Source organism: Limimaricola hongkongensis DSM 17492, assembly GCF_000600975.2.
Classification (GTDB): domain Bacteria; phylum Pseudomonadota; class Alphaproteobacteria; order Rhodobacterales; family Rhodobacteraceae; genus Limimaricola; species Limimaricola hongkongensis.
In genome coordinates, this window is sequence record NZ_KK088653.1 from 999830 (window position 1) to 1020876 (window position 21047).

21 protein-coding genes and 3 pseudogenes are annotated in these 21047 nt (G+C 62.0%); 10 read left to right on the forward strand and 14 right to left on the reverse strand.

Translation table 11 applies throughout. The features are described from left to right. Positions 1-141 precede the first annotated feature (141 nt). Positions 142-576, forward strand: a complete 435-nt coding sequence (locus LOKHON_RS15260; protein ID WP_017927554.1) for a CBS domain-containing protein — start codon at positions 142-144, stop codon at positions 574-576. Between the two features lie 303 nt (positions 577-879). Here LOKHON_RS15260 and LOKHON_RS15265 read toward each other — a convergent pair whose 3' ends face one another. The 5 genes from LOKHON_RS15265 to LOKHON_RS16270 form a co-directional block, all read right to left on the reverse strand. Next, positions 880-1890, reverse strand: coding sequence for a sodium:calcium antiporter (locus tag LOKHON_RS15265; RefSeq protein WP_017927556.1), 1011 nt, complete (start codon positions 1888-1890; stop codon positions 880-882). Next, a complete protein-coding gene (locus LOKHON_RS15270; protein ID WP_081610544.1) occupies positions 1887-4154 on the reverse strand; it encodes a heavy metal translocating P-type ATPase in 2268 nt (755 codons plus the stop codon). Before LOKHON_RS15270 ends, LOKHON_RS15265 begins: the two co-directional genes overlap by 4 nt. A 130-nt stretch (positions 4155-4284) precedes the next feature. Then, a complete protein-coding gene (locus tag LOKHON_RS15275; RefSeq protein WP_017927559.1) occupies positions 4285-5067 on the reverse strand; it encodes a ZIP family metal transporter in 783 nt (260 codons plus the stop codon). Between the two features lie 59 nt (positions 5068-5126). After that, the gene (locus tag LOKHON_RS15280) at positions 5127-6470 is read right to left on the reverse strand and encodes a M23 family metallopeptidase (protein WP_017927560.1); all 1344 of its coding nucleotides are present in this window, start codon (positions 6468-6470) and stop codon (positions 5127-5129) included. Beyond that, on the reverse strand, positions 6467-6607 hold the full coding sequence (locus tag LOKHON_RS16270) for a hypothetical protein (RefSeq protein WP_017927561.1): 141 nt from the start codon (positions 6605-6607) through the stop codon (positions 6467-6469). Before LOKHON_RS16270 ends, LOKHON_RS15280 begins: the two co-directional genes overlap by 4 nt. A gap of 212 nt (positions 6608-6819) precedes the next feature. On the opposite strand from LOKHON_RS16270, the gene LOKHON_RS15285 reads away from it, so the two are divergent. The 4 genes from LOKHON_RS15285 (at position 6820) to LOKHON_RS15300 (ending at position 9319) form a co-directional block, all read left to right on the forward strand. Further along, on the forward strand, positions 6820-7248 hold the full coding sequence (locus LOKHON_RS15285) for a MerR family transcriptional regulator (RefSeq protein ID WP_017927562.1): 429 nt from the start codon (positions 6820-6822) through the stop codon (positions 7246-7248). Then, complete coding sequence (locus LOKHON_RS15290) at positions 7245-7571, forward strand: YnfA family protein (RefSeq protein WP_017927563.1); 327 nt, start codon at positions 7245-7247, stop codon at positions 7569-7571. Before LOKHON_RS15285 ends, LOKHON_RS15290 begins: the two co-directional genes overlap by 4 nt. A gap of 106 nt (positions 7572-7677) precedes the next feature. Beyond that, on the forward strand, positions 7678-8415 hold the full coding sequence (locus tag LOKHON_RS15295; RefSeq protein ID WP_017927564.1) for a transglutaminase-like domain-containing protein: 738 nt from the start codon (positions 7678-7680) through the stop codon (positions 8413-8415). Beyond that, complete coding sequence (locus tag LOKHON_RS15300) at positions 8405-9319, forward strand: cation diffusion facilitator family transporter (protein WP_017927565.1); 915 nt, start codon at positions 8405-8407, stop codon at positions 9317-9319. Before LOKHON_RS15295 ends, LOKHON_RS15300 begins: the two co-directional genes overlap by 11 nt. Positions 9320-9597: 278 nt before the next feature. Here LOKHON_RS15300 and mntR read toward each other — a convergent pair whose 3' ends face one another. Beyond that, positions 9598-10068, reverse strand: coding sequence for a manganese-binding transcriptional regulator MntR (mntR, locus tag LOKHON_RS15305; RefSeq protein ID WP_026147364.1), 471 nt, complete (start codon positions 10066-10068; stop codon positions 9598-9600). A gap of 92 nt (positions 10069-10160) precedes the next feature. On the opposite strand from mntR, the gene LOKHON_RS15310 reads away from it, so the two are divergent. Genes LOKHON_RS15310 through phnE form a run of 4 tightly spaced genes read left to right on the forward strand, consistent with a single transcriptional unit; the run spans position 10161 to position 14453 of the window. Then, positions 10161-12041: a cytochrome c peroxidase gene (locus tag LOKHON_RS15310; protein WP_017927567.1), complete on the forward strand. Its 1881-nt coding sequence runs from the start codon at positions 10161-10163 to the stop codon at positions 12039-12041. Further along, a complete protein-coding gene (locus LOKHON_RS15315) occupies positions 12041-12916 on the forward strand; it encodes a phosphate/phosphite/phosphonate ABC transporter substrate-binding protein (RefSeq protein WP_017927568.1) in 876 nt (291 codons plus the stop codon). Before LOKHON_RS15310 ends, LOKHON_RS15315 begins: the two co-directional genes overlap by 1 nt. Then, on the forward strand, positions 12913-13695 hold the full coding sequence (locus LOKHON_RS15320) for a phosphonate ABC transporter ATP-binding protein (RefSeq protein WP_026147365.1): 783 nt from the start codon (positions 12913-12915) through the stop codon (positions 13693-13695). Before LOKHON_RS15315 ends, LOKHON_RS15320 begins: the two co-directional genes overlap by 4 nt. Continuing rightward, on the forward strand, positions 13695-14453 hold the full coding sequence (gene phnE, locus LOKHON_RS15325; RefSeq protein ID WP_017927570.1) for a phosphonate ABC transporter, permease protein PhnE: 759 nt from the start codon (positions 13695-13697) through the stop codon (positions 14451-14453). The genes LOKHON_RS15320 and phnE overlap by 1 nt, the downstream gene beginning before the upstream one ends. A 3-nt stretch (positions 14454-14456) precedes the next feature. Here phnE and LOKHON_RS16540 read toward each other — a convergent pair. The 3 pseudogenes from LOKHON_RS16540 to LOKHON_RS15800 form a co-directional block, all read right to left on the reverse strand. Beyond that, positions 14457-14879, reverse strand: a pseudogene (locus tag LOKHON_RS16540) (L,D-transpeptidase family protein). A 7-nt stretch (positions 14880-14886) separates the two neighbouring features. Further along, positions 14887-16092, reverse strand: a pseudogene (locus LOKHON_RS15330) (IS3 family transposase). Between the two features lie 165 nt (positions 16093-16257). Further along, a pseudogene (locus LOKHON_RS15800) lies at positions 16258-16395 on the reverse strand (integrase core domain-containing protein); the annotation flags it as partial. A gap of 248 nt (positions 16396-16643) precedes the next feature. Here LOKHON_RS15800 and LOKHON_RS15340 point away from each other — a divergent pair. After that, a complete protein-coding gene (locus tag LOKHON_RS15340) occupies positions 16644-16985 on the forward strand; it encodes a hypothetical protein (RefSeq protein WP_162561819.1) in 342 nt (113 codons plus the stop codon). Between the two features lie 451 nt (positions 16986-17436). Here the strand turns inward: LOKHON_RS15340 and LOKHON_RS15345 are convergent, their stop codons facing one another. The 5 genes from LOKHON_RS15345 to LOKHON_RS15365 all read right to left on the reverse strand — a co-directional run. Next, positions 17437-17709 (reverse strand): pyocin activator PrtN family protein, encoded by a 273-nt coding sequence (locus LOKHON_RS15345; RefSeq protein ID WP_064483988.1) that lies wholly within the window; start codon positions 17707-17709, stop codon positions 17437-17439. Between the two features lie 108 nt (positions 17710-17817). Then, positions 17818-18759, reverse strand: a complete 942-nt coding sequence (locus tag LOKHON_RS15350; RefSeq protein WP_017927574.1) for a tyrosine-type recombinase/integrase — start codon at positions 18757-18759, stop codon at positions 17818-17820. Between the two features lie 6 nt (positions 18760-18765). Next, positions 18766-20346, reverse strand: a complete 1581-nt coding sequence (gene tnpC, locus LOKHON_RS15355) for an IS66 family transposase (RefSeq protein WP_110549166.1) — start codon at positions 20344-20346, stop codon at positions 18766-18768. Positions 20347-20410: 64 nt separating this feature from the next. Beyond that, the gene (tnpB, locus tag LOKHON_RS15360; RefSeq protein WP_211205662.1) at positions 20411-20731 is read right to left on the reverse strand and encodes an IS66 family insertion sequence element accessory protein TnpB; all 321 of its coding nucleotides are present in this window, start codon (positions 20729-20731) and stop codon (positions 20411-20413) included. A 26-nt stretch (positions 20732-20757) separates the two neighbouring features. Next, the coding region (locus LOKHON_RS15365; protein WP_036082703.1) for a transposase at positions 20758-21047 on the reverse strand (290 nt) is incomplete at its 5' end.

Below are 21047 nucleotides of genomic sequence, written 5' to 3' on the forward strand. Positions count from 1 at the left end.
GACGGGGCACCTGTCTACCGGGCCTGTGCGGAAATCTCTCACGAGACCGTCAACCCGCGGTTCGTCGCCGAAGCGGAGGCACCCACGGAACGTCGTCCCGGCCGTAGTGGTTTGTCCCGGCACTCAGCAGAGGAGCAAGACATGCAAGTTCAGGACATCATGACGAGCAACCCCACCTGCTGTGGGAGGGACACCACCATTCAAGAAGCGGCGAAGCTCATGGCCGAACAGTCTATCGGTGCATTGCCCGTGCTCAACGATGCGGGTGAACCGGTTGGGGTCGTCACGGATCGCGACATCTGCTGCGGGGCTGTTGCCGAAGGCAAATCCGGTGAGACCGCTGTTTCGGACGTCATGTCATCGGACGTGCTCACCACGTCGGCGGAAGAGGAGGTCTCATCTTGCTGCGATAAGATGGAGGAGCGCCAGGTGCGCCGCGCCGTCGTCACCGACGAGGCAGGCAAATGCTGCGGTATGGTCGCGCAGGCCGACGTCGCGCGTGAGGCACAAGGGACGGAAACCGCAGACCTCGTGCAGAAAGTCTCGCAGCCGGAAGGCCGCTCCGGTTGTTGCTGACAAAACGGGCGGAGCATCATCGCGGTGCTCCGCCCTTTGACTCGGCCTCAGGGCCATTGGACCAAGCCATCGTCCATGCCGGGGGTTAAAAAGGCCGAAGGTCCGCGCAAGTATTGACGCGGCCACAACACAGGAAGACGTAGATGATGGACGGCGGAATGATGTTCGGCATGGGGATCTGGGGTCTCCTGATCCTCCTGCTGGTGATCCTCGCGATCATGGCGCTGGTGAAATATCTGCGCAAATAGTGCGCCCATCTCTGGCTCCGCGTTCCACTTTCGGTGCGGCGCAATGATGAAAGTTTCATCCGCCCGTGCCGAAAGGCTGCACCCAGACCACCAGAAGAACAAGGTAGAGCGCGTAGACGACCGGCAAGGCGAGGACCTGCCAGAGTCGGAAGCCGTTACGTCCCCACCAGATGAACGCAGCGTAGAGGGCGGGCATTACGGCCACGAAGCTCAGCGTAATCCAGAATAGCTGAAAATCGTCGATCGTCATCCCGACGATCGTCAGCGGAATGAAGGCCAGGGTCATGGTCACGGCATGATCGCCGATGACGCTGGTGACGCCCGACGTGATCTGTCCGCTGCGGGCGACATACCAGGTCGCGAAGACCTCGGGCAGTGCGGCCATAGGAGCAGTGATGAAGAGACCGCCGATGATCTTGGATAGCCCGAGTGTGGCCACGATCTTCTCGGTCGAAAAGACGGTGAAGTAGGCCCCAATGGCCAAGGACGCAACACCGGCCGCTGCCAGCCGCTTTTCCTTTGAACTCCACTCGACTTCTTCGCCGTCACCGCGTCCGCGCAACAGGGCCTGTGTGACATAGGTAAGATAGCCCAACAGTAAAAGCCAACCGTCGAGGGGCTGGAGGCCACGCCAAGGTGCGGGCAGCGTCAGCATTGCGAAGAGCGCGATGATGCCGAGATATGGCAGGGCCTGCACCGTGACAGCCCGGCGATCGATCTCCAGGAAATGCGCCCGTCGGTGTTCTGCGTGGTCGTCGTGACCTTCGATGCGCTTCTTGCGAGTGGCGGCGTAGGCCGTCAGCACCATCAGAGGAATGGCGAGCACGTTCGATCCCAGAAGCGCGCCCAGACCGATATCGCCGACACCACGCAGAGCACTCGTGGTGTTGATCCCAATCTCCGGAGAGGCTGCGGCGAGGCCGATGAAGGCACCCCCGGCCGCCACCGAGAACCCCCATTGCTTGCGTAGCTTCTTCAGAGGCTCTGCCAGATGCTCCGCGCCCCAGTGGGCAGCCCAGACGGCGGCCAACAGCACCGGTATCCAGATCAGAAGACTACCACTCATACCACATTCCGCGCTTTCCGGGAGGCAACGCCCTCGGACCCGCGAGCAGTTCCGCCGGGCCGAGATATCGCCCGGTTGCGACAACCTCCGGCGGCGGTGTCATTGCTTGGCTGGAAGAACAGCAGCCGTAACGCGTTCAGTGTCACGAGCACGGTCGCGCCCGTATCGGCGAGAATGGCGATCCACAGACCGGTGATCCCGAAAATCGTGGTCACGAGAAAGACCATCTTCAGCCCGAGAGCGATGACGATGTTCTGCCGGATGTTCGACATGGTCGCGCGCGCGAGCTGGATCGTGCCCGGGACGTCCGTCACCCGGTCGCGCAGGATCGCGGCATCGGCAGTCTCGAGCGCCACGTCAGTGCCCGAGCCCATGGCGACGCCTACATGCGCGGCCGCCAGCGCCGGCGCGTCGTTGATGCCGTCGCCGACCATCATCACCCGTGCCTCGGAAGTCAGGCCGCGTATGGCGGCAACCTTGTCTTCGGGCATGAGGCCGGCCTGATGCGCAATGCCGAGCTGGCCCGCAATGGCCTGCGCAGTGCGGGGATTGTCACCCGTGAGCATGACCGGCTCGATCCCGAGCCCCTGGAGTTCGGCGACCGCCCGAGAGGCATCGGACCGCAGCTCGTCGCGCAAAGCAATGATCCCCAGCGGCGTCGTATCGCCAAGCACAAGCACCACCGTCTTGCCCTCGGCCTCAACGGTCGAGACCTGGTCGCGCACTGCGTCGGTCATCGCGCCCCGCTCTTCGGCCAGCCGGGGCGAGCCGACCGAGATTGTCCTTCCATCGACCGCGGCCTCGGCGCCCTTACCGGGAAGCGCCTTGGCGGCGCTGGTCAGTGCGGCGTCGATGCCTCGCTCCTCGGCCATGGCGCAGATCGCCCGGCCAAGCGGATGGCTGGCCCCGCTTTCGACGCCGGCCGCGCGCGCCAGCAATTCCGTCTCGCTCCCGGACAGGGCGATCACATCCGTCACGCGGGGCCGTCCTTGCGTAAGCGTGCCGGTCTTGTCGAAGGCGACATGCGTTGTGCGCGCCATCGCTTCGATAACGGTGCCGCCCTTCATCAACAGGCCCCGGCGGGCCCCTGTCGACAGGGCCGAGGATATCGAGGCTGGCACAGAGATTACCAGCGCGCAGGGGCAGCCAATGAGCAGCAGGGCAAGGGCACGATAGACCCAGTCCTGCCACGCCGCGCCGAAGGCGAGTGTCGGCACCAGGGCGACCAGAATTGCCGCGCCCACCACGGCGGGCATGTAAACCCGGCTGAAGCGGTCGATGAAACGCTCGGTCGGGGCCCGTGCGCTTTCGGCTTCCTCGACGAGACGCACGATGCGCGCAATGGTGTTGTCCTGGGCCGCCTTCGTCACCCGCACGCGCAAGGCCGCCTCGGTGTTGATCGATCCGGCAAAGACCGCCGCGCCTGGCTCCTTGAGGCGCGGCACGCTTTCGCCGGTTACGGGGCTTTCGTCGACCCCCGAGGTCCCCTCGATCACTTCGCCGTCGCAGGGGACGCGGTCTCCCGGGCGGACCAGCACGGTTTGGTCCACCCGAAGCGCCTGTGCCGGCACCTCCCGCATGCGCCCCTCGGTTTCGAGCAGTGCCACTTTCGGAACGAGCCGCGACAGCGCACGAATGCCTTCCCGCGCCTTGTTGGCGGAGAGACCTTCGAGCATCTCGCCCACTGCGAAGAGAAACACGACAAGCGCGGCCTCTTCCGCTTCGCCAATCACGAGGGCCCCCATGGAGGCGATCGTCATGAGCATTTCGATGGTAAAGGGCATGCCCGTCCGCAGCATGGCAACGGCCCGCCGCGTTATCGGGGCGAGGCCGATGAGCGTTGCGAGGATGAAGGCCCATTTGGAGATGTGGGCCGGCATGAACAGGTGCGAGGCCGCGGCGACAGCCAGCAGTCCGCCGGTGCCGATCACCAGCCGCCCCTTCGGCGTCTGATACCAGGATGAGCCGCCGGGCTCCGCGGGTTGCCCCACGGTCTCCTCGTGGACGTCATCCTCCTGCGTCATGTCGGGCAAAGCGCCATCTGGCAGGACGAAGCCGCCTTCGGGCCTCTCAGGCGCCGCGCCTTTGGGCGCGATCCCGAAACCGACGGCTCGCACCGCCTTCTCGACCTGCGTTGGCAGAGTCTCTCCCTCGTCGAGGGTCAATCGCAGTCGCTCGGCCATCAGAGCGATGTCGACATCTGACACGCCCGGAAGGCGCCCCACGGCCCCGCGCACCTTTGCGGCGCAGGAGCCGCAATCCATGCCCGTCACACGCCACTCGTGTTGTCGAAAATTGCCGTCCGCCAAGGCGTTCTCCCCGCCGTGATTCCCAGATTGCGTTCGGCATACGACCTACAGCGGCTGTAGCTTCAAGTCCCTCGGCACACATTCGTCAGCCAAGCCAGACATCGAGGAAGAGCATGAGGACAAGCCCGATCGACAAGCCGAATGTCGCCTTGTTCTGGTGCCCTCGGCGGTGGGTCTCGGGGATGATCTCGTGGCTGATGACATAGAGCATCGCGCCCGCCGCGAATGCCAGGCCCCAGGGAAGGAGCGGCTGGGCCAGCGAGACCACGCCCGCGCCGAGCGCACCACCGATCGGTTCCACGAGGCCGGTCAGCGCGGCGATGGTCCAGGCCCGGCCCTTGTCATACCCTTCGCCGAGAAGAGAGACCGCCACGGCAAGCCCTTCGGGGGCGTTCTGGAGGCCGATGCCCAAGGCGAGCGGCAGTCCTCCCGAGAGGCCATCGGCCCCGAAGCCCACGCCGACTGCGAGGCCTTCCGGGATATTGTGGATCGTGATCGCGAAGATGAAGAGCCAGACCCGCCTGAGGGACGCGGCTTCGGGACCCTCCCGTCCGCTGCTGAAATGTTCATGAGGCAAACGCTCGTTCATCCATGCCACGGCGCCGATACCCAGCAGGATCGCCACGCAGACGATAGCCGCCGGTGCCGCGCCGTTCTCGAAGCGGGGCTCGGCCGCATCAAGCGCCGGAATGATCAGCGAGAAGAACGATGCCGCGAGCATGACGCCTGCGGCGAAGCCGAGCGCAAGGTCGCGCATGGCGCGCGACGGGATCTGGCCCAGCAGCACAGGGCTTGCACCGACCGCGGTCATGGCGCCGGCCAGAAGACTGCCCACGACGCCAAGGGCGAGCGGGGACATCTGCTCCATCATCAAAGTCCTTGTCCGAGCGGGAATGGAGACGGTCAGAGGCTACCGGTCGCGACGTGTTAAAGCTCCTGCGACAGGCGGGCTTCGAGCCGGGACCGCGCATCCAGGAGGCGGGTCAGCGCCTCGCGAGCATCGGCGGCCTGATCGGTCGCTTGCGCCAAGCGCTCGTCCGACAGGGGATCTGTGGGACGGCCGTTCACACGCACTTCGTAATGCAGGTTCGGACCGGTCGCCGTGCCGGTGGCACCTACGAGGCCGATGGTATCGCCTGCGGCGACGCGCTGCCCTCGTGCCAACCCGTCCGGCACTCCGCTGAGATGGGCATAGCGGGTCAGGGTGTCCGAGCCATGCGCGATCTCGACGACCCGGCCATAGCCGCCGCGCCAGCCCACATAGGCGATGCGCCCGGGGGCCGTGGCATTCACGGGTGTCCCCCGAGCGGCGGCAAAGTCGACGCCGGTGTGCATGCGCACATTGCCATAGACCGGATGGGTGCGCTTTCCGAAGACGGAGGAAAGTCGCGCGCCTTGCACGGGCGGGGCGAAAACCCGCAGCACCTCTCCATCAAGATAAATGGTGGCACGGCCGCTTTCATCGTCGGGCCAGACCACCTCGTAGAGAGCGTCCCCGACATCCAGAGATGCGAAGGCCAACCGAGGTTCGCCGATAACAGCATCCTCCACCCTCATCTCCCGCCAAAGCAGGCGCAGGGTCTCGCCGCCACTGAGCTCACGGCGGAAATCCACCGTGCCGCCAAGTATCTGCGCGAGATCGACGGCAAAACGTGACGGGATGCCCGTCTCCGCAAGCGCCGAGGAAATCGAGGTCACGACTTCGGCTTGCCCGGCCACGATCTCGACCTCGGGCTCCGGTGAGACGACACGGGTGGCCAAGCGATCCCCGAAAATTGTCTCGATACGAGTGCCGTCATCGACCTCCAGCGTGACCCGCTGCGGGGCGCCATGATCGGTCGTAATGACGGAAACGACGTGACCGGGGCGGAGCTTGCGGAGATCGTATTCGACGCCGATCGCAAGAGCGACCTCCGCGCGATCCGCCGCTTTGAGGCCAGCGTCCATCAGAACCGTGTCCAGCGTCTCGCCCGCGGCAATCTCGCGCGACCATGCGGCAGGCGACGGCGCCATCACCGGCAGGGCAGTTGCGGTCACCAACACCTCGGGGAGAGCCAACGGCATGGCGAAGGGTGCAACATCTTGCTCCGCAGAGATTTCGATTGGGCTGTCCTGAGACAGCTGCGGTGACGCTATGGGGACGGGCGCCCAATCACCGATCGCATTCAGGGCCGGCGGCACCGTCTCCGTCGGAGCCAGGGTCGAGTAGAAAAGGATACCCACCGAAACACCGAACGCCGCACCCCCCGCGGTCCAATAGCGCAACCTCATGCTGGCTCCTGGATGGCAGAGTTAAAGGCCACAGGGTTGTTGGTCGCGTTGGGCTGCCCCGGCAGGGAATAGTGAGCACAATCGATAGAGGGGCTCGTCATCTCGGACAGGTCGTCATTCGCCAGATGGCTGGTCATATGTTGTCTTGTTCCTACGAAGGGCCAGTGCTTGGTGCTATCGGCCGTCAGAAGACCGATTCCGGAGTTCTCGGCGCACTGCTAAAACCTCGAGCCACTGGAGGTTCAACCCCTCTTTGCGTGAACTCTGCAAAGCAGTTTGTGATCTTGCGCCACCAGCTTGCCAAACCGCCGCTCCAAACCTACGGAGAGTTTAGGTTTGGAGTGCGACGATGCTGACGATTGGTAATCTGGCGAAGAGGACAGGCACGAAGGTTCAGACGATCCGCTATTACGAGCAGGTCGGCCTGATGCCCGAACCGGGGCGGACCGATGGCGGCCAGCGCCGCTATGGCGATGCCGAACTCGACCGCTTGTCCTTCATTCGTCACGCCCGGCAGCTTGGTTTCTCGCTCGATGCGATCCGCGAACTGCTCGACCTCAGCGATCATCCTGCCCGATCCTGCGAGGAAGCGGATGCCATCGCCAGACGCCAGCTCAAGCAGGTCAAGCAGCGCATGGCCCGTCTTGAGCTCCTGCGGGTGGAGCTGGAACGCATGATCGAGGAATGCAGCGGCGGGCAGGCGGCGGACTGCCGCGTGCTCGAAGTGCTGCGCGACCACGCCGAGTGCCTGACGGACCACGAGGGCATCGGCACTTGAGCGCCGCCATCGCCTATGCGCTGGCCGCCATTGCCGAGATCGCGGGATGCTTTGCCGTCTGGGCCTGGTGGCGGCTCGGCGCTTCGCCGCTTTGGCTCTTGCCCGGCATGGTCTCGTTGGCGCTATTCGGATGGTTGCTCGCACAGGTCGAGACGTCCACGGCGGGCCGTGCCTTCGCGGCCTATGGCGGCATCTACATCGCCGCATCGGTGCTCTGGATGTGGATGGCCGAGGGGAACCGTTCCGATCGGTGGGACCTCGTCGGGACGATGGTGAGCCTGACGGGCGCAATGATCATTCTTGCAGCGCCGCGCGCCACGTGAGCGAAAAAGCCTTGAAGCTACAGTCACTGTAGGGGCTACCTCTCTTCCCAACGATTCGTGGAGAGAGTTCGTGCAAAATGCCACCTGCCTGACGAAAACCACCTTAATGTTGGATTTCAAGGTGCCTGCCATTGCCGCCCTGATCGAGGAGCGGGGCTGGTCGCGTTTGCCGCAAACCGATCGGATCGGGGCCATCTACGATTTCGTGCGCGACGACATTCCCTTTGGCTACAATCGAGCAGATGACATCTCGGCCAGCAGCGTGCTGCGGGACGGCTACGGCCAGTGCAATACCAAGGCCACCTTGTTGATGGCGCTTCTACGCGGTGTGGGAGTGCCATGCAGGCTGCACGGGTTCACGATCCACAAGACGCTTCAGCGTGGCGTGGTGCCGGAGGCGGTCTATCCATGGGCTCCAGCAGAAATCCTTCATTCCTGGGTGGAGGTCGAACTGGATGGCGATTGGCTCAACCTCGAAGGGTTCATTCTCGACAGCCTGTATCTTCAGGCGATCCAAGCCGCTTTCCCGGATCAGGACAATCTGTGCGGCTATGGTGTCGGCACGGATCGCCTTTGCGCACCGCACGTCCAGTGGACCGGTAAGGATACCTACATCCAGAAAACAGGTATTGCCCGCGATCTCGGAACCTTCGCTTCACCCGACGTTTTCTTCGAGAACCGCAAGCAGGCGATCGGCAGCTTCAGAGAGAGGCTGTATCGCCATGCGATCCGCCATTGGATGAACGCGCGGGTGCGCAAGATCCGGAATGGTGATGTTCCCCTTGTGCCTGGAATAGGGGCCACGAAAAAAGGTTTGCCGAAGGAACATAGACATGCCGCATGACCACGGCCACGCGCATCTCGATCCCGAATCCGGGGACCGGCGTGTTTCCATAGCCATATGGGCCAATGCTCTGTTAACCGTGGCGCAGATCGTCGGCGGCATATTCGCTGGCAGTCTCGCGCTGATCGCGGATGCGCTGCACAACTTCTCGGACATGGCCTCGCTCGTCATCGCCTTCGTCGCCCGAAAGATCGCGCGTCGGCCAGCGGATTCGACGATGACCTTCGGCTATGGACGGATCGAGATCGTGGCCGCCCTCATCAACTACACAACTCTCATTCTCGTCGGTTTCTACCTGATCTACGAAGGCGGCATGCGGATGATCGATCCGCCCGAGGTGCGCGGCTGGACGGTCGTCATCCTCGGCGGAATCGCATTGATCATCGACGCCCTGACGGCGGGTCTCACCTACTCGATGCAGAAAGGCAGCGTGAACATCCGGGCGCTGTTTTTGCACAATCTTTCGGATGCGCTCGCCTCGGTGGCCGTCATCATCGGCGGCACGCTGATCCTCCTTTACGACCTTCGTTGGGTCGATCCTGCCATCACCATCGGCATCGCATTGTATATCCTTTATCTGGCACTGACCGAGATTGGCGGTCCGATCCGGACGCTGATGCTTGGCAGTCCCCCGGAGATTGACAGTGACGCTGTGGTCCAGGCGATGCGGGAAACCGAGGGCGTCAAAGATGTCCATCACGTGCATCTGTGGCAGATGCAGGAGCATGAGGTCGCTCTCGACTGTCATGTGGTTCTAAACGATTTGAGCTGGGAGGGCATCGAGGCCGTGAAAGCCGAAATCAAGCGCCGATTGAAGGACGACTTCGGCATTTCTCACTCAAGCCTTGAATTCGAGAATGAGAGAAATGCGCATGATAATGCCGAGTTGTATGGACATGGATGATCCATAGAGACTCAAACTGAAAGCCGGTTCCTGAATTTCATGTCAATGATGTTTAATACACGGATGTAGCCGCCCTCGCGGTGAGCCAATTGACGTTCCGGTCGGAAGAATGGCTCTGGCGGTCGAAGGGGTGAAGATTCTGAGTTGCGCAGGCCTTTCGGGTGTGCGTAGCTTCGACGCTCTCGAAGCTACGCCATAAGCCGGTCGAGCGAATATTGTTAGGCCGCCAAGGCCATGCATGGCGCAAGCTTTGTCGTGTTCCCGTCGTTTCCCGGACATCAGCACTTCTTTTCAAAGCGACTTGTCGCTCTTTCAAAGGCCTCAAGGGTGTTCTCGCTGACATGATGCTCGATCCCCTCGGCATCGCGTTCTGCGGTGTCCTCATCAATGCCAAGGCTGAGGAGAAACGCGACCACGATGCGGTGGCGTCTGCGGCAGGCTTCTGCCAGCTTCTGCCCTGCCGGCGTGAGAAAGATAGCTCGATACCGTTCGCGGGAAACGAGCCCCGCATCTTTCAGGCGCGAGATGTTCTTGGTGACCGTGGGCGGCTTCACTCCGAGGCGCTCAGCGATATCCACTGGTCTCGCCTCTCCCTGTAATTCGATCAGTTCGGCAATCAGTTCGACATAGTCCTCGGCCATTTCGCTCTCGTGGGCCTGACGCACGGTGGCGAAGCCTTCCGCTTGCGCTTTGGCGCCTCTGTCGGTGGCATCGGGCGTAACACGCCCATGTGTTGGCAACTTCTTCATCCTCCGACATTGCAGCGAGGAGGTGGCATTGACAACTTGTTAGCCGTCTACACCTATGTTAGCCTTGTCTAACTTTTAGGCTGGAGGCTTCCATGATCCCGAGACTCCTTCTCTCCCTGTTTGTCGCATTTGCAGGGGTATCCGGCTTGTCGGGGCCGGTTTCTGCAACCCCAGCGAAGGAAGCCCCCTGGCTCCCTGAGGCGGCCGCCTATCGGCTGACGCTTTTTCTGGGCAATCTCGAGCCGTTGCCATGGGAGGAGATAGAGGAAGCCTGGACCCAACCTTACCCCGGATCGGAGTTTCCAAGCGGGGCATTGGCGCGTCTGGACGACACAAGCGAGCTGGAGCCCGACCTCCTCATGGACGCGATTTCGCGCCAGGATCGGCACGCGGTCTTTGCCGAGGCGACACGGCTGATCGCGCGCCGGATCGACGAAGAGTTGGATCGGGCCATCAAGGCCGAAAGGCCGGTGACCGCCCAAGGGGCGGTGCGGGAGGCCCGCGAACTCTATCGGGCCTTCGCGGACGGCATTGCCGCGGCCGATCCCGAGGCTGCGAGACGTATCGGTCGCGCCTGGCTGGAACTTGCCAGCAGCGCGGGCTCGTCTGGCCTTCTTGGCACAGGTGCGAAACCCACACATACCGAAGCAATGGTAGCCGCGCGCTCCGTCATCTCGGATTATCTTGATGAGAACTACCTCGTTGACGCGTTCGTGGCACGGGATGCCCTGAGCGCTTTGCCAGAAACGGCGGCGATCAGTGGCAGATCGATCGATTTGCCGCCGAGCCTGCCGCCCGGCTCGGATATCTTCGATCAAGACCCTCTGCCGTTGCTTGTGCTCAACTTTGAAGAGCAGGGTATCGACGAAACGGACCTGCCGCTCGTTGCCTTCGGCGATATGCTGTTCGACAGTGCGCAGATCTTCGGCAGTCCTGCGCGTGATCTCGGGATTGCGTGCTCGACTTGTCACAATCGCTCCGATGTGAACCAGCGGCTCTTCATCCCCGGCGCCAGCCACCAGCCCGGTGCGATCGACGTGGATGGCGCTTTCTTCAATCCGATCTTCAACGACCGGCGCGACGACCCACTCGACATCCCGAGCCTGCGCGGCCTGCGCTTCACAGGACCTTACGGTCGCGATGGCCGCTTCGCATCCTTGCGTGACTTCAGCCGCAACGTGATCGTCAACGAGTTCGGTGGAGACGAGCCTACACCTTTCATGTTGGACGCGCTGGTCGCCTACATGCTCGAATTCGATTTCCTGCCCAACTCCATGCTCACATCCGAGGGCAGGTTGACCGCATCGGCCCCCGAAGCCGCCCAACGCGGGGAAGCGATCTTCAATCGACCCTTTGCGGGTCTTGGCGACCGATCATGCGCCAGCTGCCATGTTCCGGATGCGAACTTCTTGGACCGCCAGGCACATGACATAGGGTCGGTCTCGCCGGCTTACGAAGGCGCCCGCGCCGGTGCGTTGGATACCCCCACGCTGCTCGGCACCGTCTATACAGCGCCTTATTTCCACGATGGATCGCTGCCAACCTTGGCTGCTGTCGTGGACTGGTTCAACGAGGAGAAGTCGCTTCAGCTGACCATGGCGGAGCGTGCCGATCTGACCGCGTATCTCGAGGCAGTAGGGGCGGCGGACGAACCCTATGAGGCATTCGATACCGAGAACACTGCCTTCCGTCTGGCATTCTCCGAGCTCACGACGTTCGCCTCGACACTCGACATGCTGATCCCGCGGAGGGATGCAGAGCATATCCTGCTCCTCACTAACACTGTGGCCGCGGATCTCGCGGCGGACGCCAGCACCATGTCCAATCTTGCCGCCCGGCCGGATGTCTATGCTCTTGCCGAGAAACTGAATGAGGTCGGAACTGCCGTGCGAAGCGATAACTGGGAGGCTGCCGAAGCGAGCTGGGCGGCTTTCAAGTCGGATGCCAGTGCGATCGACGAAAGGGCCTTCTAATGACGACAGGAGTGAATCGAAGGACGTTTCTGGCTTTGGCTGGAGCGAGCAGCTTGTTCGTGGCGCCCCCCCTTGCCGCGCAGGATATGACGCTGCGCATTGCCTTCATCCCGCAGGAAAATCCGGAAAAGCTGCTTGGTGATATCGAAGCCATCACCGGCTGGCTGACCGAGCAGATCGGTGCACCCGTCGAGGGGTTCGTCACTATCGACCATGCCGCCGCTGTGGAGGCGTTGAGGAACGGCGATGCGGATATCTCCTTTATGGGGGCGCTCCCCTTCGTCCTGGCAGAGGCCGAGATCAACGCGATCCCACTTCTATCCGAGGTCTACCGCGGCGCTCCGAACTACACCGGACGTGTCTTCGTTCGGCGTGACGCCGGTATCAAATCGCTCGCCGACCTGCGTGGCAGGGACATCGCCTTCGCCGATCCGATATCGGAATCGGGCTATCTTTATCCGCTTTCCGAGTTCGAGCGCGCGGGGTTGATTGATCGCCCGGAAGCCGCCGACACATTCTTTGGACGAGTTTTCTTCGCGGGTGGTTATCAGCAGGCCATGCAGGCGATGGCCGAGGGGCTGGTCGATGCGGCGGGCGCCAGTCAATATGCCGACCTCCTTCTCACGCCAGAGCAACAGGCGCAGGTTACTTGGATCGCAGAGAGCGAAGCCATTCCCAGCCACGTGGTGATCGCTCGTCCGGGCCTGGATGCCGGCCTGCGAACGCGGTTCGTCGATGCCATGATGCTGTTGAACAAGCCTGAGCACCGCGACAAGCTACGGTTCCTCTACGGGCCCGATGGCTACGTCAGGGCCGATCCGGCCGCCTACGAAGGGGTGCGCGACTTGGCCAGGCAATACGGTCTGCTGAAATGAGCCTCGCCGTGCAGATAGAAGACCTGAACTTTGCCCATCCAGGTTCCGATTTCCCGGCTCTCGAGAGAATTTCCCTGGGCATCTCCATGGGGGAAAGCGTCGCTCTGCTTGGACCTTCCGGTGCAGGCAAGACGACGCTCCTCACGCTGCTCGACGGCAGGCTTCAAGGCTGGCGGGGGCGAGCCTCAGTGTTGGATGCGCCCCTTGATCCTGATCAACCACCGCACCGCGCACGTCGCCCCGATACTGGCTTCGTGTTTCAGGAGTATGCCCTCGTCGAACGGTCCAGCGTCTTGCGGAACGTTCTCAATGGCCGGTTGGGGCGCATGTCGACCTTGCGCGCATTGTTCGGCTCACCCGCTGCACATGATCTGAAGGCCGCGCTCGCCGCGCTTGCCGATTGCGGCATCGCCGATCTCGCCGAGCGCAGGGTTGACAGTCTCAGCGGCGGGCAGCGGCAGCGCGTCGCCATCGCACGGTGTCTGGCCCAGGAGCCTCGGCTTATCCTCGCTGACGAACCAGTCAGCAGCCTCGACCCCGCGCGGGCTGCCGAGGTTTTGGCGTTGCTGACCAATGCGGCGAGGGCGCGCGGGGCAACGGCGATGTTTTCGTCGCATCAGCCCAGTCTGGCGCGTCGCTTCGCACGACGCATCATCGGTATGAGCAGCGGACGGATCGTCTTCGACGTTCCCACCTCCGAGCTCAGTGAGGACGCGACCGAGGATCTCTACCGGGATACAGAGCCGATGCCGAATGTCGCTCTGCGAGCGGTCTCCTGATGCGGTCGCGCGGGTTCGGCGGCCTCGCGACCAGCGCGTTGGTCTCCGGTGCCATCGTGTGGTCTTTCATGACGACCGACGTCGAACTGTCGCGCCTCTTGTCGGCCGGGCCGCGAATAGCCGAATTCCTCGGTCGGATGTTCCCCCCAGATCCGACCGTGATGAAAGAAATCGTAAAGGGAAGCGCAGAAACGCTCAGAATTGCGATCTTGGGTTCCCTGGGGGCGGTGATCCTATCGGCCCCGCTCGGCATACTCGCGTCCGAAACGATGGTATCGCCTGTGCTCTATCGGCCGGTTAGGATGCTTCTCGCCTTCGTCAGAGCCATTCCGCTGATCCTTGTGGCAATGCTTATGGTCGGTGCCGTCGGCCTGGGTCCGCTGCCCGGAATCATCGCTGTGGCCTTTCATGCGACCGGCATGTTGGCCAAATTCTATGCCGAAGCGATCGACGGGGTGTCTCGCGCGCCCATCGCGGCGCTCGAAAGCGCGGGTGCCGGGCCGCTGGTGCGTCTCCGACATGCGGTCTGGCCACAAATGGCCCCCGTCGTCGTTCGAGACACGATTTTCCGCTTCGAGCTCAACCTTCGAGAGTCCCTGATCCTGGGCATTGTCGGAGCGGGCGGGATCGGCTTCTATATTCAGACTTACGTGCGCTCGTTCCAATACGACAAGGCGGCCAGTGTGACACTCGCAGTTGTCATCATGGTGGCTGCCATCGAAGCCATCAACGTCGCGTTGCGGCGTCGCTTTGTCTGATCATTAGGCGTAGACGTCGATGGGCGTGCCGTTCCGCACCATGGCATAGATTTCTTCGATTTGACGGTCCGACACGAAGATGCAGCCTGCCGTTCAGTCGCGAATATCCATGGGGTCGACCCCGGGTCTCGGGCCACCATGGATAGAGATGTCCTTTCCGGGAGGTCGGCCACGCGCCTCCGCAAAAGCGATGTCGGCATCATTAGGATAGGAAGTGCCAATGGAAAGGTGAAAGAGACCTTCCGGATTTCGCCGATCGATCAGATATGAGCCCTCCGGCGTCCGTCCATCCCCTTCGAACTGTTTAGGGTCCTCAGGTGCGAAACTCAAGTCGATGGGGTAGGTATTCAAGACACCATACGCACCGTCAAGCATCAGTAACCGCTGCCCCTCGAAAATTCGCAACTGGTCTTGCCCCCGTTTCACCGGACACTCAGGCGGTTGCGGTTTGAGCTGCGATGAATTCGCGTGGCGAGCGCATTTTCAACCCTGAGTGCGGATGATGGACGTTGTAGTCCTCGAACCAGCCGGCGAGCAACTCGAGGACGGTAGCGACATCCGGAAGCGGCGTGACGTGGACGTAGTCGCGCTTCAGCGTCTTCACGAAGGCCCCCGCGATGCCATTGCTCTGCGGGCTCTTCGCCGGCGTGTAGCAGGGCTTCAGGCCCAGCTGCCGGGCGAAGATGCGGGTGCTCTTGGCGACGTAGGCGAGCCGTTGTCGCTGAGCATCTCGACAGGATGCGGCGCCCGGTAGCCCCTGAAGCGGGTCTCGACGGCCTCCAGCTTCATGTCGCGGATGACCGAGCCGCTGATGCCGGCGTTCACCGCGGCCCGCCAGGCGATGATCTCCCGATCATGCGTGTCGATGATGAAGACCCCTCGGACGACATCGCCGTTCCAGCAGGTGAACTCGAAGCCTTCCGAGCACCAGCGAATGTTCGTGCGCATGATGATGACCTTGCCCTCATGCGTCTGCTCCGGCCTCTCAATGTATCTACGAGCCAGTAGGAGGTCGTGCGCCTTCATGATGCGGTAAACCCGTTTGTGGTTCACGGGTGCAGTGCCTTCGGCCCGGAGCCATCGGTTCAGCACCGCCGCGATGCGCCTGTAGCCGTAGGTCGGCCGCGCCGCCACGATCGCCGAGATCAGCGGAAGCACCACCGCGTCTTGCGCTTTGTTATAGCGCCGACGCGGCTTCGCACTCCCGTTCAGCCGGGCAATCAGGTTCGAGCGGGAGACGCCCAGCGTCTCGGCCACGGCATTCACTGGGAACCGCTCTTGGACTGCGACTGCGCGAGCCATATTGGTTTTTTAAGCGCGACTTGTCCAAGGCTTCCTTGAGGATCTCGACCTCGAGCGTCTTGCGCCCGAGTTGCCGCTCCAACTCGCGGATGCGCTCCTCCATCTGCCGCACAGCGCGGTTGCTGGTGACGTCGTCATCTCCGGACACGGCCACGGCTCCCCCATCCAGCATCAGGCGCCGCCAACGATACAACAGGTTTGCCGCCACGCCATTGCGGCGCGCTACCACCGAAATGCTGGCGCCATCCTCCAGCGTCTCTTCGACAATCCGAAGCTTCTCCGCCGAAGACCAGCGGCGCCTGCGGCCGCCATCGGTGATGATCTCGTAGTCAGACATAAGCACGTGCTTATGTCTGAGTGTCGGGTCGAAACGGGGGCCAGTTCAGCAACCGGGTTACAACGGCTCCGTTGTAAGATCGAAACTTTCCGGCACAGCCAGACAAAAAAAGCGGCCCGCCGCCCAACAACATGGCACGTGACCTGCCCCCCTGAGAGTCCTCGTTTATAGGTTAGCTCTGTTCAGGGTTTTGTCGTTTTCATTCCGGTGATGATACTCGCTGGGCGTCAACCCGTCGAGACTCGTATGAGGCCGATGGCGGTTGTAGTCGTGGCGCCAGGCGTCGATCCGCTGGCAGGCGTGGGCTTCGTCATGCCACCCACCTAAGCGGCTGCTTCGTTGTGTGAGCCGTATGGCCGGGAACTCTGCAAAAAGGCCCGACGGACACGACAAGGTGTCGCTGGAGACGCAAGTGTTCCTGTATCCCAAGGCGGGCATGGCCTGAGGTCCGCTTCTATTCGTCGAAGCGCTGCATTGATCAGCGGCTGGATGTCTGCTTGGGCCGAGAGCGGACGTCGGAAGCTGCCGCTTGGTTTTAGGCCTTGGCGCACATGATCTGGGACAAAAATGATCGGATGCCCGTTTCCGTTTCCAGCGAACGGTATGACCTTCTGATTACAAGAATGGAGACGGATATGAACTACGAGAACACTTTGAACACGAACGACGTCGAGTCGGCCCTCATTGAGTGGGCGGAAGCGAGGGAAGCAGGGGAAGAGAGGGAAGCGTGCCCCCCTTGCCTCATGAATTGGAGGTTGAACGCTGAGCAATTGGAATCGATCAAGGAGGCTTGTTTGATCCCTTGCGCAGCCGCCACCATTGCCAATGCGATGTGGTGCATCGCCGACGAAGAAGGGCTCGCAATGATCGCCCGGATTCTGAGGTATTACTGACGTCATTGAAGCCACTTGCAAGACGGCAGCCTTCATTGGAGGGCTTCCGTCGTTGGTTTCGATGAAAATACCGGTCGAACGAGATTGGTCCCTGTGGTGGTGATGGTCTTCCAGAGGCGTTGGCGGAAATAATGTGGCCTTGCCTTTCGGCCGCTGTTTATTCAGATTGTGCAGAGATCTCACGGTATGCGAAGCTCGGTGGTAGGTCATGTCGGAGCATTGGCCGCCGATCGTGAACATAACTCGGGCTGCACCCTTACGAAAACCTTATTGAGCTGATTCCTGTTCAGTGGGGAGCAAGCGGGAGGCATTGAAAGTAGGTTTATGGCGGCGATCAGGCCTCGTGTAAGCTGCAATCAAAAGGCGGCCAACAAGACCCCCAGGCTGACCCGCCAAGAATGTCGAAGATGGCGGGAGGGCGCGTAGATGTTCGCCGCGCCCACCCTCCCACTCAGGCAGCATCGAGTTCGGCCCACTGATCCTGAAACTTCGCAAGGGCCGCGGAATACTTGAGATCGATCAGGGCAGCGAGGTCCGTAAGCCGGACGAACCTGCGTGCTTTCTGACTGCCTTCGTCCAAGCTAAAGTATGGGATCCGAATATCGCCATCATCAATCTTTTGCTTCAAGGTATCCGGCTTGTAGTTCCAGTAGTTTGCTGCGATCTCGAGGGGGATCACCGGGTCTCCGCCGAAACGGGCAAGGAGAAGGTCGATCGTTTTCATGGTTTTCTCCACTTTCTCTTCATGTTCTGAAGAGGACCTCGGTTCGCGGCAATTTTTCAGAAGCTGGTTTGATCGCTGCCGCCGACAGGAGCGACATGTGGCGAGCGTCTACACGTGAAGTGCCCGGCATATCTCCAGCACACGGTCGAACCACGGCCAGTCCGCAAACTTGTCGCCAACTTCTTCAACATGCTCGTATCGGTAAAGGCAGCCACCGTTCTTGTGCCCCGAGATCTTAGCAACGAAAGAGGCAGACTTGCCAATCTCAAACTGGCGACTGATAGCCTCATGGCGGAAATCATGGAAGCGCAGATCCACGACTCCGACCTTGTCTCGATGACGGCGATAGGCCGTGCCGATGGACCTTTCTGAGAAGGGGAAAATATACTCGGAAGTGCGAGGCATTGCTTGGATGATCTCAAGCGCCTCCGGCGGCAGTTTGCACCAGACGTTGTTGCCCTTCTTCTTGCGCGGGTGCTTCATGTCGCGAACCAGGATCTGCCTCTTGTTGTCCTGCAGATCCTCCCAACGAAGCCGGCAAATCTCGCCCAGCCTGCGTCCCGAGTAGATGGCAAAAACTACGAGGACCGCGATGGGAAGCTTTTGGCGACGGTTGTTGGTGAGGGCGGTAAGGATCGCATTGAGTTCCGCAATTTGAGGCCGCCGCTTCCTTTCCTCGGACCGCGCCAGGACTTCGTCTTCCCAAAGGGTCTCCATCGCCAGTGACACCACCTCGATAGGAAGCAGGGTTCCGCGCCTGTGCGCCCATTTCAAAGTAGCGGCCAAATGCGTCATGTAACCCGCCACGGTTTGTGGAGTTCTATCGCTATCCGAGAGGTTTTCGGCAAAGGCATAGAGCTGCTGCTGCGTAAGCAGAGAGACCTTGGTCTGGCCGAATGGGTGATTCCGGATATACTCGACGTTTTGCAGGGCTGACTTGCCGATTTTTCTGCCGCGGTTCAGCCGATCGGAAATCACGTCCGCGATCGTTGTATCGGTTGTTACCTCAATCGGGAAACCGTGCAGCTGTAAGCGGCTCCTGCGCCCCACTCGGGATCAGCTTGACGGGTTGAAGTTCCAAGGGAGGAGCTCTTCGATCCGGCCTTGCGGATGGCCGGCGGCGATGGCTTCGAGTGTTGCCTTGAGGTAGGCGAACGGCTCGACGCCGTTGATCTTCGCGGTCTCGATAAGAGAGGCGATGCGGCCCCATGCCTTTCCACCTTCATCATGGCCGGCAAAGAGCGCGTTTTTTCTGTTCAGAGCAATCGGACGCATGAGGTTTTCGACGCAATTGGAGTCGATCTCGACGCGCCCGTCATGAAGGAAGGTCTGTAGCCCGTCCCAGTGGCGGTGGATGTAGGCGAGCTTCTCGCCAAGGCGCGATTTGGCGGAGATGCGCAAGCGCTGCTCTTGCAGCCATTCGCCAAAGGCGGCGACAAGCGGTGCTGTTCGCGCCTGCCGAGCCGAGAGCCGCAGCTCCGGCACCATGCCGCGGATGTCAGTTTCGATCTTGTAGAACTCGGCAATGCGGCGCAGCCCTTCGGCCGCGATCTCCGAGCCGTCGCGGTCGAACACTTCCTTCAGTTTGCGCCGGGCATGTGCCCAGCAATACGCCATGCGGATCGGCTCACCGCCCTTGCGGGAAGGGCGGGCCAGGCGGTTGTAGCCTGTGTATCCATCGACCTGCAGGATGCCGTCGAAGCCGGCCAGGAACGTCTCTGCATTCTCCCCGCCCCGGCCTGGGGCGTAGAAGTAGACCACGCCGGGTGGATCGTCGCCGCTCCAGGCGCGATCATCCCGGGCCAGGGCCCAAAGGAAGCCGGTCTTGGTTCGGCCGCGTCCGGGGTCAAGCACCGGTGCCGTGGTTTCGTCCATGAACAGCTTGGTCGAGGTCTTCAGGTGTTCTGCCAGCCGGTCCACCACCGGCCCCAGATTGAATGCCGCGACGCCGACCCAATCGGCCAAGGTGCTGCGATGGATGTCGATGCCGGAACGGGCGAGGATCTGGCTCTGGCGGTATAACGGGAGGTGGTCCGCGTATTTGCCGACCAGCACATGGGCGATGGCCCCCTCGGTCGGCAGGCCGCCCTCGATCAGGGCGGCGGGTGCCGAAGCCTGACGCACGCCATCGGTGCAGGCACGACAGGCGTATTTGGGGCGAACCGTGACGATCACCCGCAGTTGGGCGGGCACGATGTCCAGCCGCTCGGTGCGATCCTCGCCGATCTTGTGCATCTGCCCACAGCCGCAGGGACATTGCAGGCTGTCGGGCTCGATCACGCGCTCGATGCGAGGCAGGTCCCGGGGCAGGTTACCGCGATTGCGTTTGGCCGCACCTCGAGGCCGGGGATCGGAAGGCGCCTGCGCTTCCTTTTGCTCATTGGCTTCGGCGACCGCTGCCTCAAGATCCTCAAAGGCCAACTGTCGTTCATCTTCGCTGAGCTTCTCGGACCGCTTGCCATGGATGAGATGGTTGAACTCGGCCACCAGGTGCTCGAGGCGCTTGATGATCTCCCTGAGACCGGCCGTTTCGCTCTTGAGGCTTGCCGTTTCGTCCTTCAGCTCACCTCGCTCACGCAGCAGCGCGGCGACAGCTTCACGCTGGTCCTCGGGGATGGCCGACAGGTTTATTTCCATAGCGGAAGGCATGCTTAAAACATACTATAAGCCGCTGGAATTGCACCTTAATTCTTCTGCCGCATCACTCTGCGGCAGCGGGTCGGCGCGCCTCCAGTGCCCGGACCTTCCGCCAGTCCAAGCCGGAAAAAAGAGCCTCGAACTGCACCCGGTTCAACGTCATCACGCCGTCCCGAACCGCCGGCCAAGTGAAGGTGGTTTCCTCCAGCCGCTTGTAGGCCATCACCAGTCCGCTCCCGTCCCAGAACAGGATCTTCAATCGGTCGGCCCGCTTCGCCCGAAACACGAACACGGTGCCGGTGAACGGATCTTCCTTCAGGACCGACTGCACCAGCGCAGCCAAGCCGTCATGGCCCTTCCTGAAGTCCACAGGCTGCGTGGCCACCAGAATACGGACGGTATGGGATGGCATCATCGCGATGACGCCCCGAGCGCGTGGACGATCTCGGCAATGCGCTTCGCCCCGGTGTCGGCGGCGAGTTCGATCGTCACATCGCCGAAGACGAGGCGCAGCCTGTCGGCGGACTGACCCGAGGGCTGCGATGGCTGCGGCGGCCCCGCCTCGCACAGGACGAGCGGTGCGAAGGCCATCGGCTCATCCGGCATCTCGGCGGCGGGCAGGACAAGCTTCCCCTGCTTGGCCAGGCATCGCCATGCCGACAGTTGGTTCGGCTTCACCCCGTAACGCGCGGCGACAGCGT

Excerpts from the sequence above, each read along its gene's own strand:
- LOKHON_RS15260 (WP_017927554.1), top strand. The coding sequence starts at position 142 with ATGCAAGTTCAGGACATCATGACGAGCAACCCCACCTGCTGTGGGAGG.
- LOKHON_RS15265 (WP_017927556.1), bottom strand. The coding sequence starts at position 1,890 with ATGAGTGGTAGTCTTCTGATCTGGATACCGGTGCTGTTGGCCGCCGTC.
- LOKHON_RS15270 (WP_081610544.1), bottom strand. The coding sequence starts at position 4,154 with ATGGATTGCGGCTCCTGCGCCGCAAAGGTGCGCGGGGCCGTGGGGCGC.
- LOKHON_RS15275 (WP_017927559.1), bottom strand. The coding sequence starts at position 5,067 with ATGGAGCAGATGTCCCCGCTCGCCCTTGGCGTCGTGGGCAGTCTTCTG.
- LOKHON_RS15280 (WP_017927560.1), bottom strand. The coding sequence starts at position 6,470 with ATGAGGTTGCGCTATTGGACCGCGGGGGGTGCGGCGTTCGGTGTTTCG.
- LOKHON_RS16270 (WP_017927561.1), bottom strand. The coding sequence starts at position 6,607 with ATGACCAGCCATCTGGCGAATGACGACCTGTCCGAGATGACGAGCCCC.
- LOKHON_RS15285 (WP_017927562.1), top strand. The coding sequence starts at position 6,820 with ATGCTGACGATTGGTAATCTGGCGAAGAGGACAGGCACGAAGGTTCAG.
- LOKHON_RS15295 (WP_017927564.1), top strand. The coding sequence starts at position 7,678 with ATGTTGGATTTCAAGGTGCCTGCCATTGCCGCCCTGATCGAGGAGCGG.
- LOKHON_RS15300 (WP_017927565.1), top strand. The coding sequence starts at position 8,405 with ATGCCGCATGACCACGGCCACGCGCATCTCGATCCCGAATCCGGGGAC.
- mntR (WP_026147364.1), bottom strand. The coding sequence starts at position 10,068 with ATGAAGAAGTTGCCAACACATGGGCGTGTTACGCCCGATGCCACCGAC.
- LOKHON_RS15310 (WP_017927567.1), top strand. The coding sequence starts at position 10,161 with ATGATCCCGAGACTCCTTCTCTCCCTGTTTGTCGCATTTGCAGGGGTA.
- LOKHON_RS15315 (WP_017927568.1), top strand. The coding sequence starts at position 12,041 with ATGACGACAGGAGTGAATCGAAGGACGTTTCTGGCTTTGGCTGGAGCG.
- LOKHON_RS15320 (WP_026147365.1), top strand. The coding sequence starts at position 12,913 with ATGAGCCTCGCCGTGCAGATAGAAGACCTGAACTTTGCCCATCCAGGT.
- phnE (WP_017927570.1), top strand. The coding sequence starts at position 13,695 with ATGCGGTCGCGCGGGTTCGGCGGCCTCGCGACCAGCGCGTTGGTCTCC.
- LOKHON_RS15340 (WP_162561819.1), top strand. The coding sequence starts at position 16,644 with ATGATCTGGGACAAAAATGATCGGATGCCCGTTTCCGTTTCCAGCGAA.
- LOKHON_RS15345 (WP_064483988.1), bottom strand. The coding sequence starts at position 17,709 with ATGAAAACGATCGACCTTCTCCTTGCCCGTTTCGGCGGAGACCCGGTG.
- tnpC (WP_110549166.1), bottom strand. The coding sequence starts at position 20,346 with ATGGAAATAAACCTGTCGGCCATCCCCGAGGACCAGCGTGAAGCTGTC.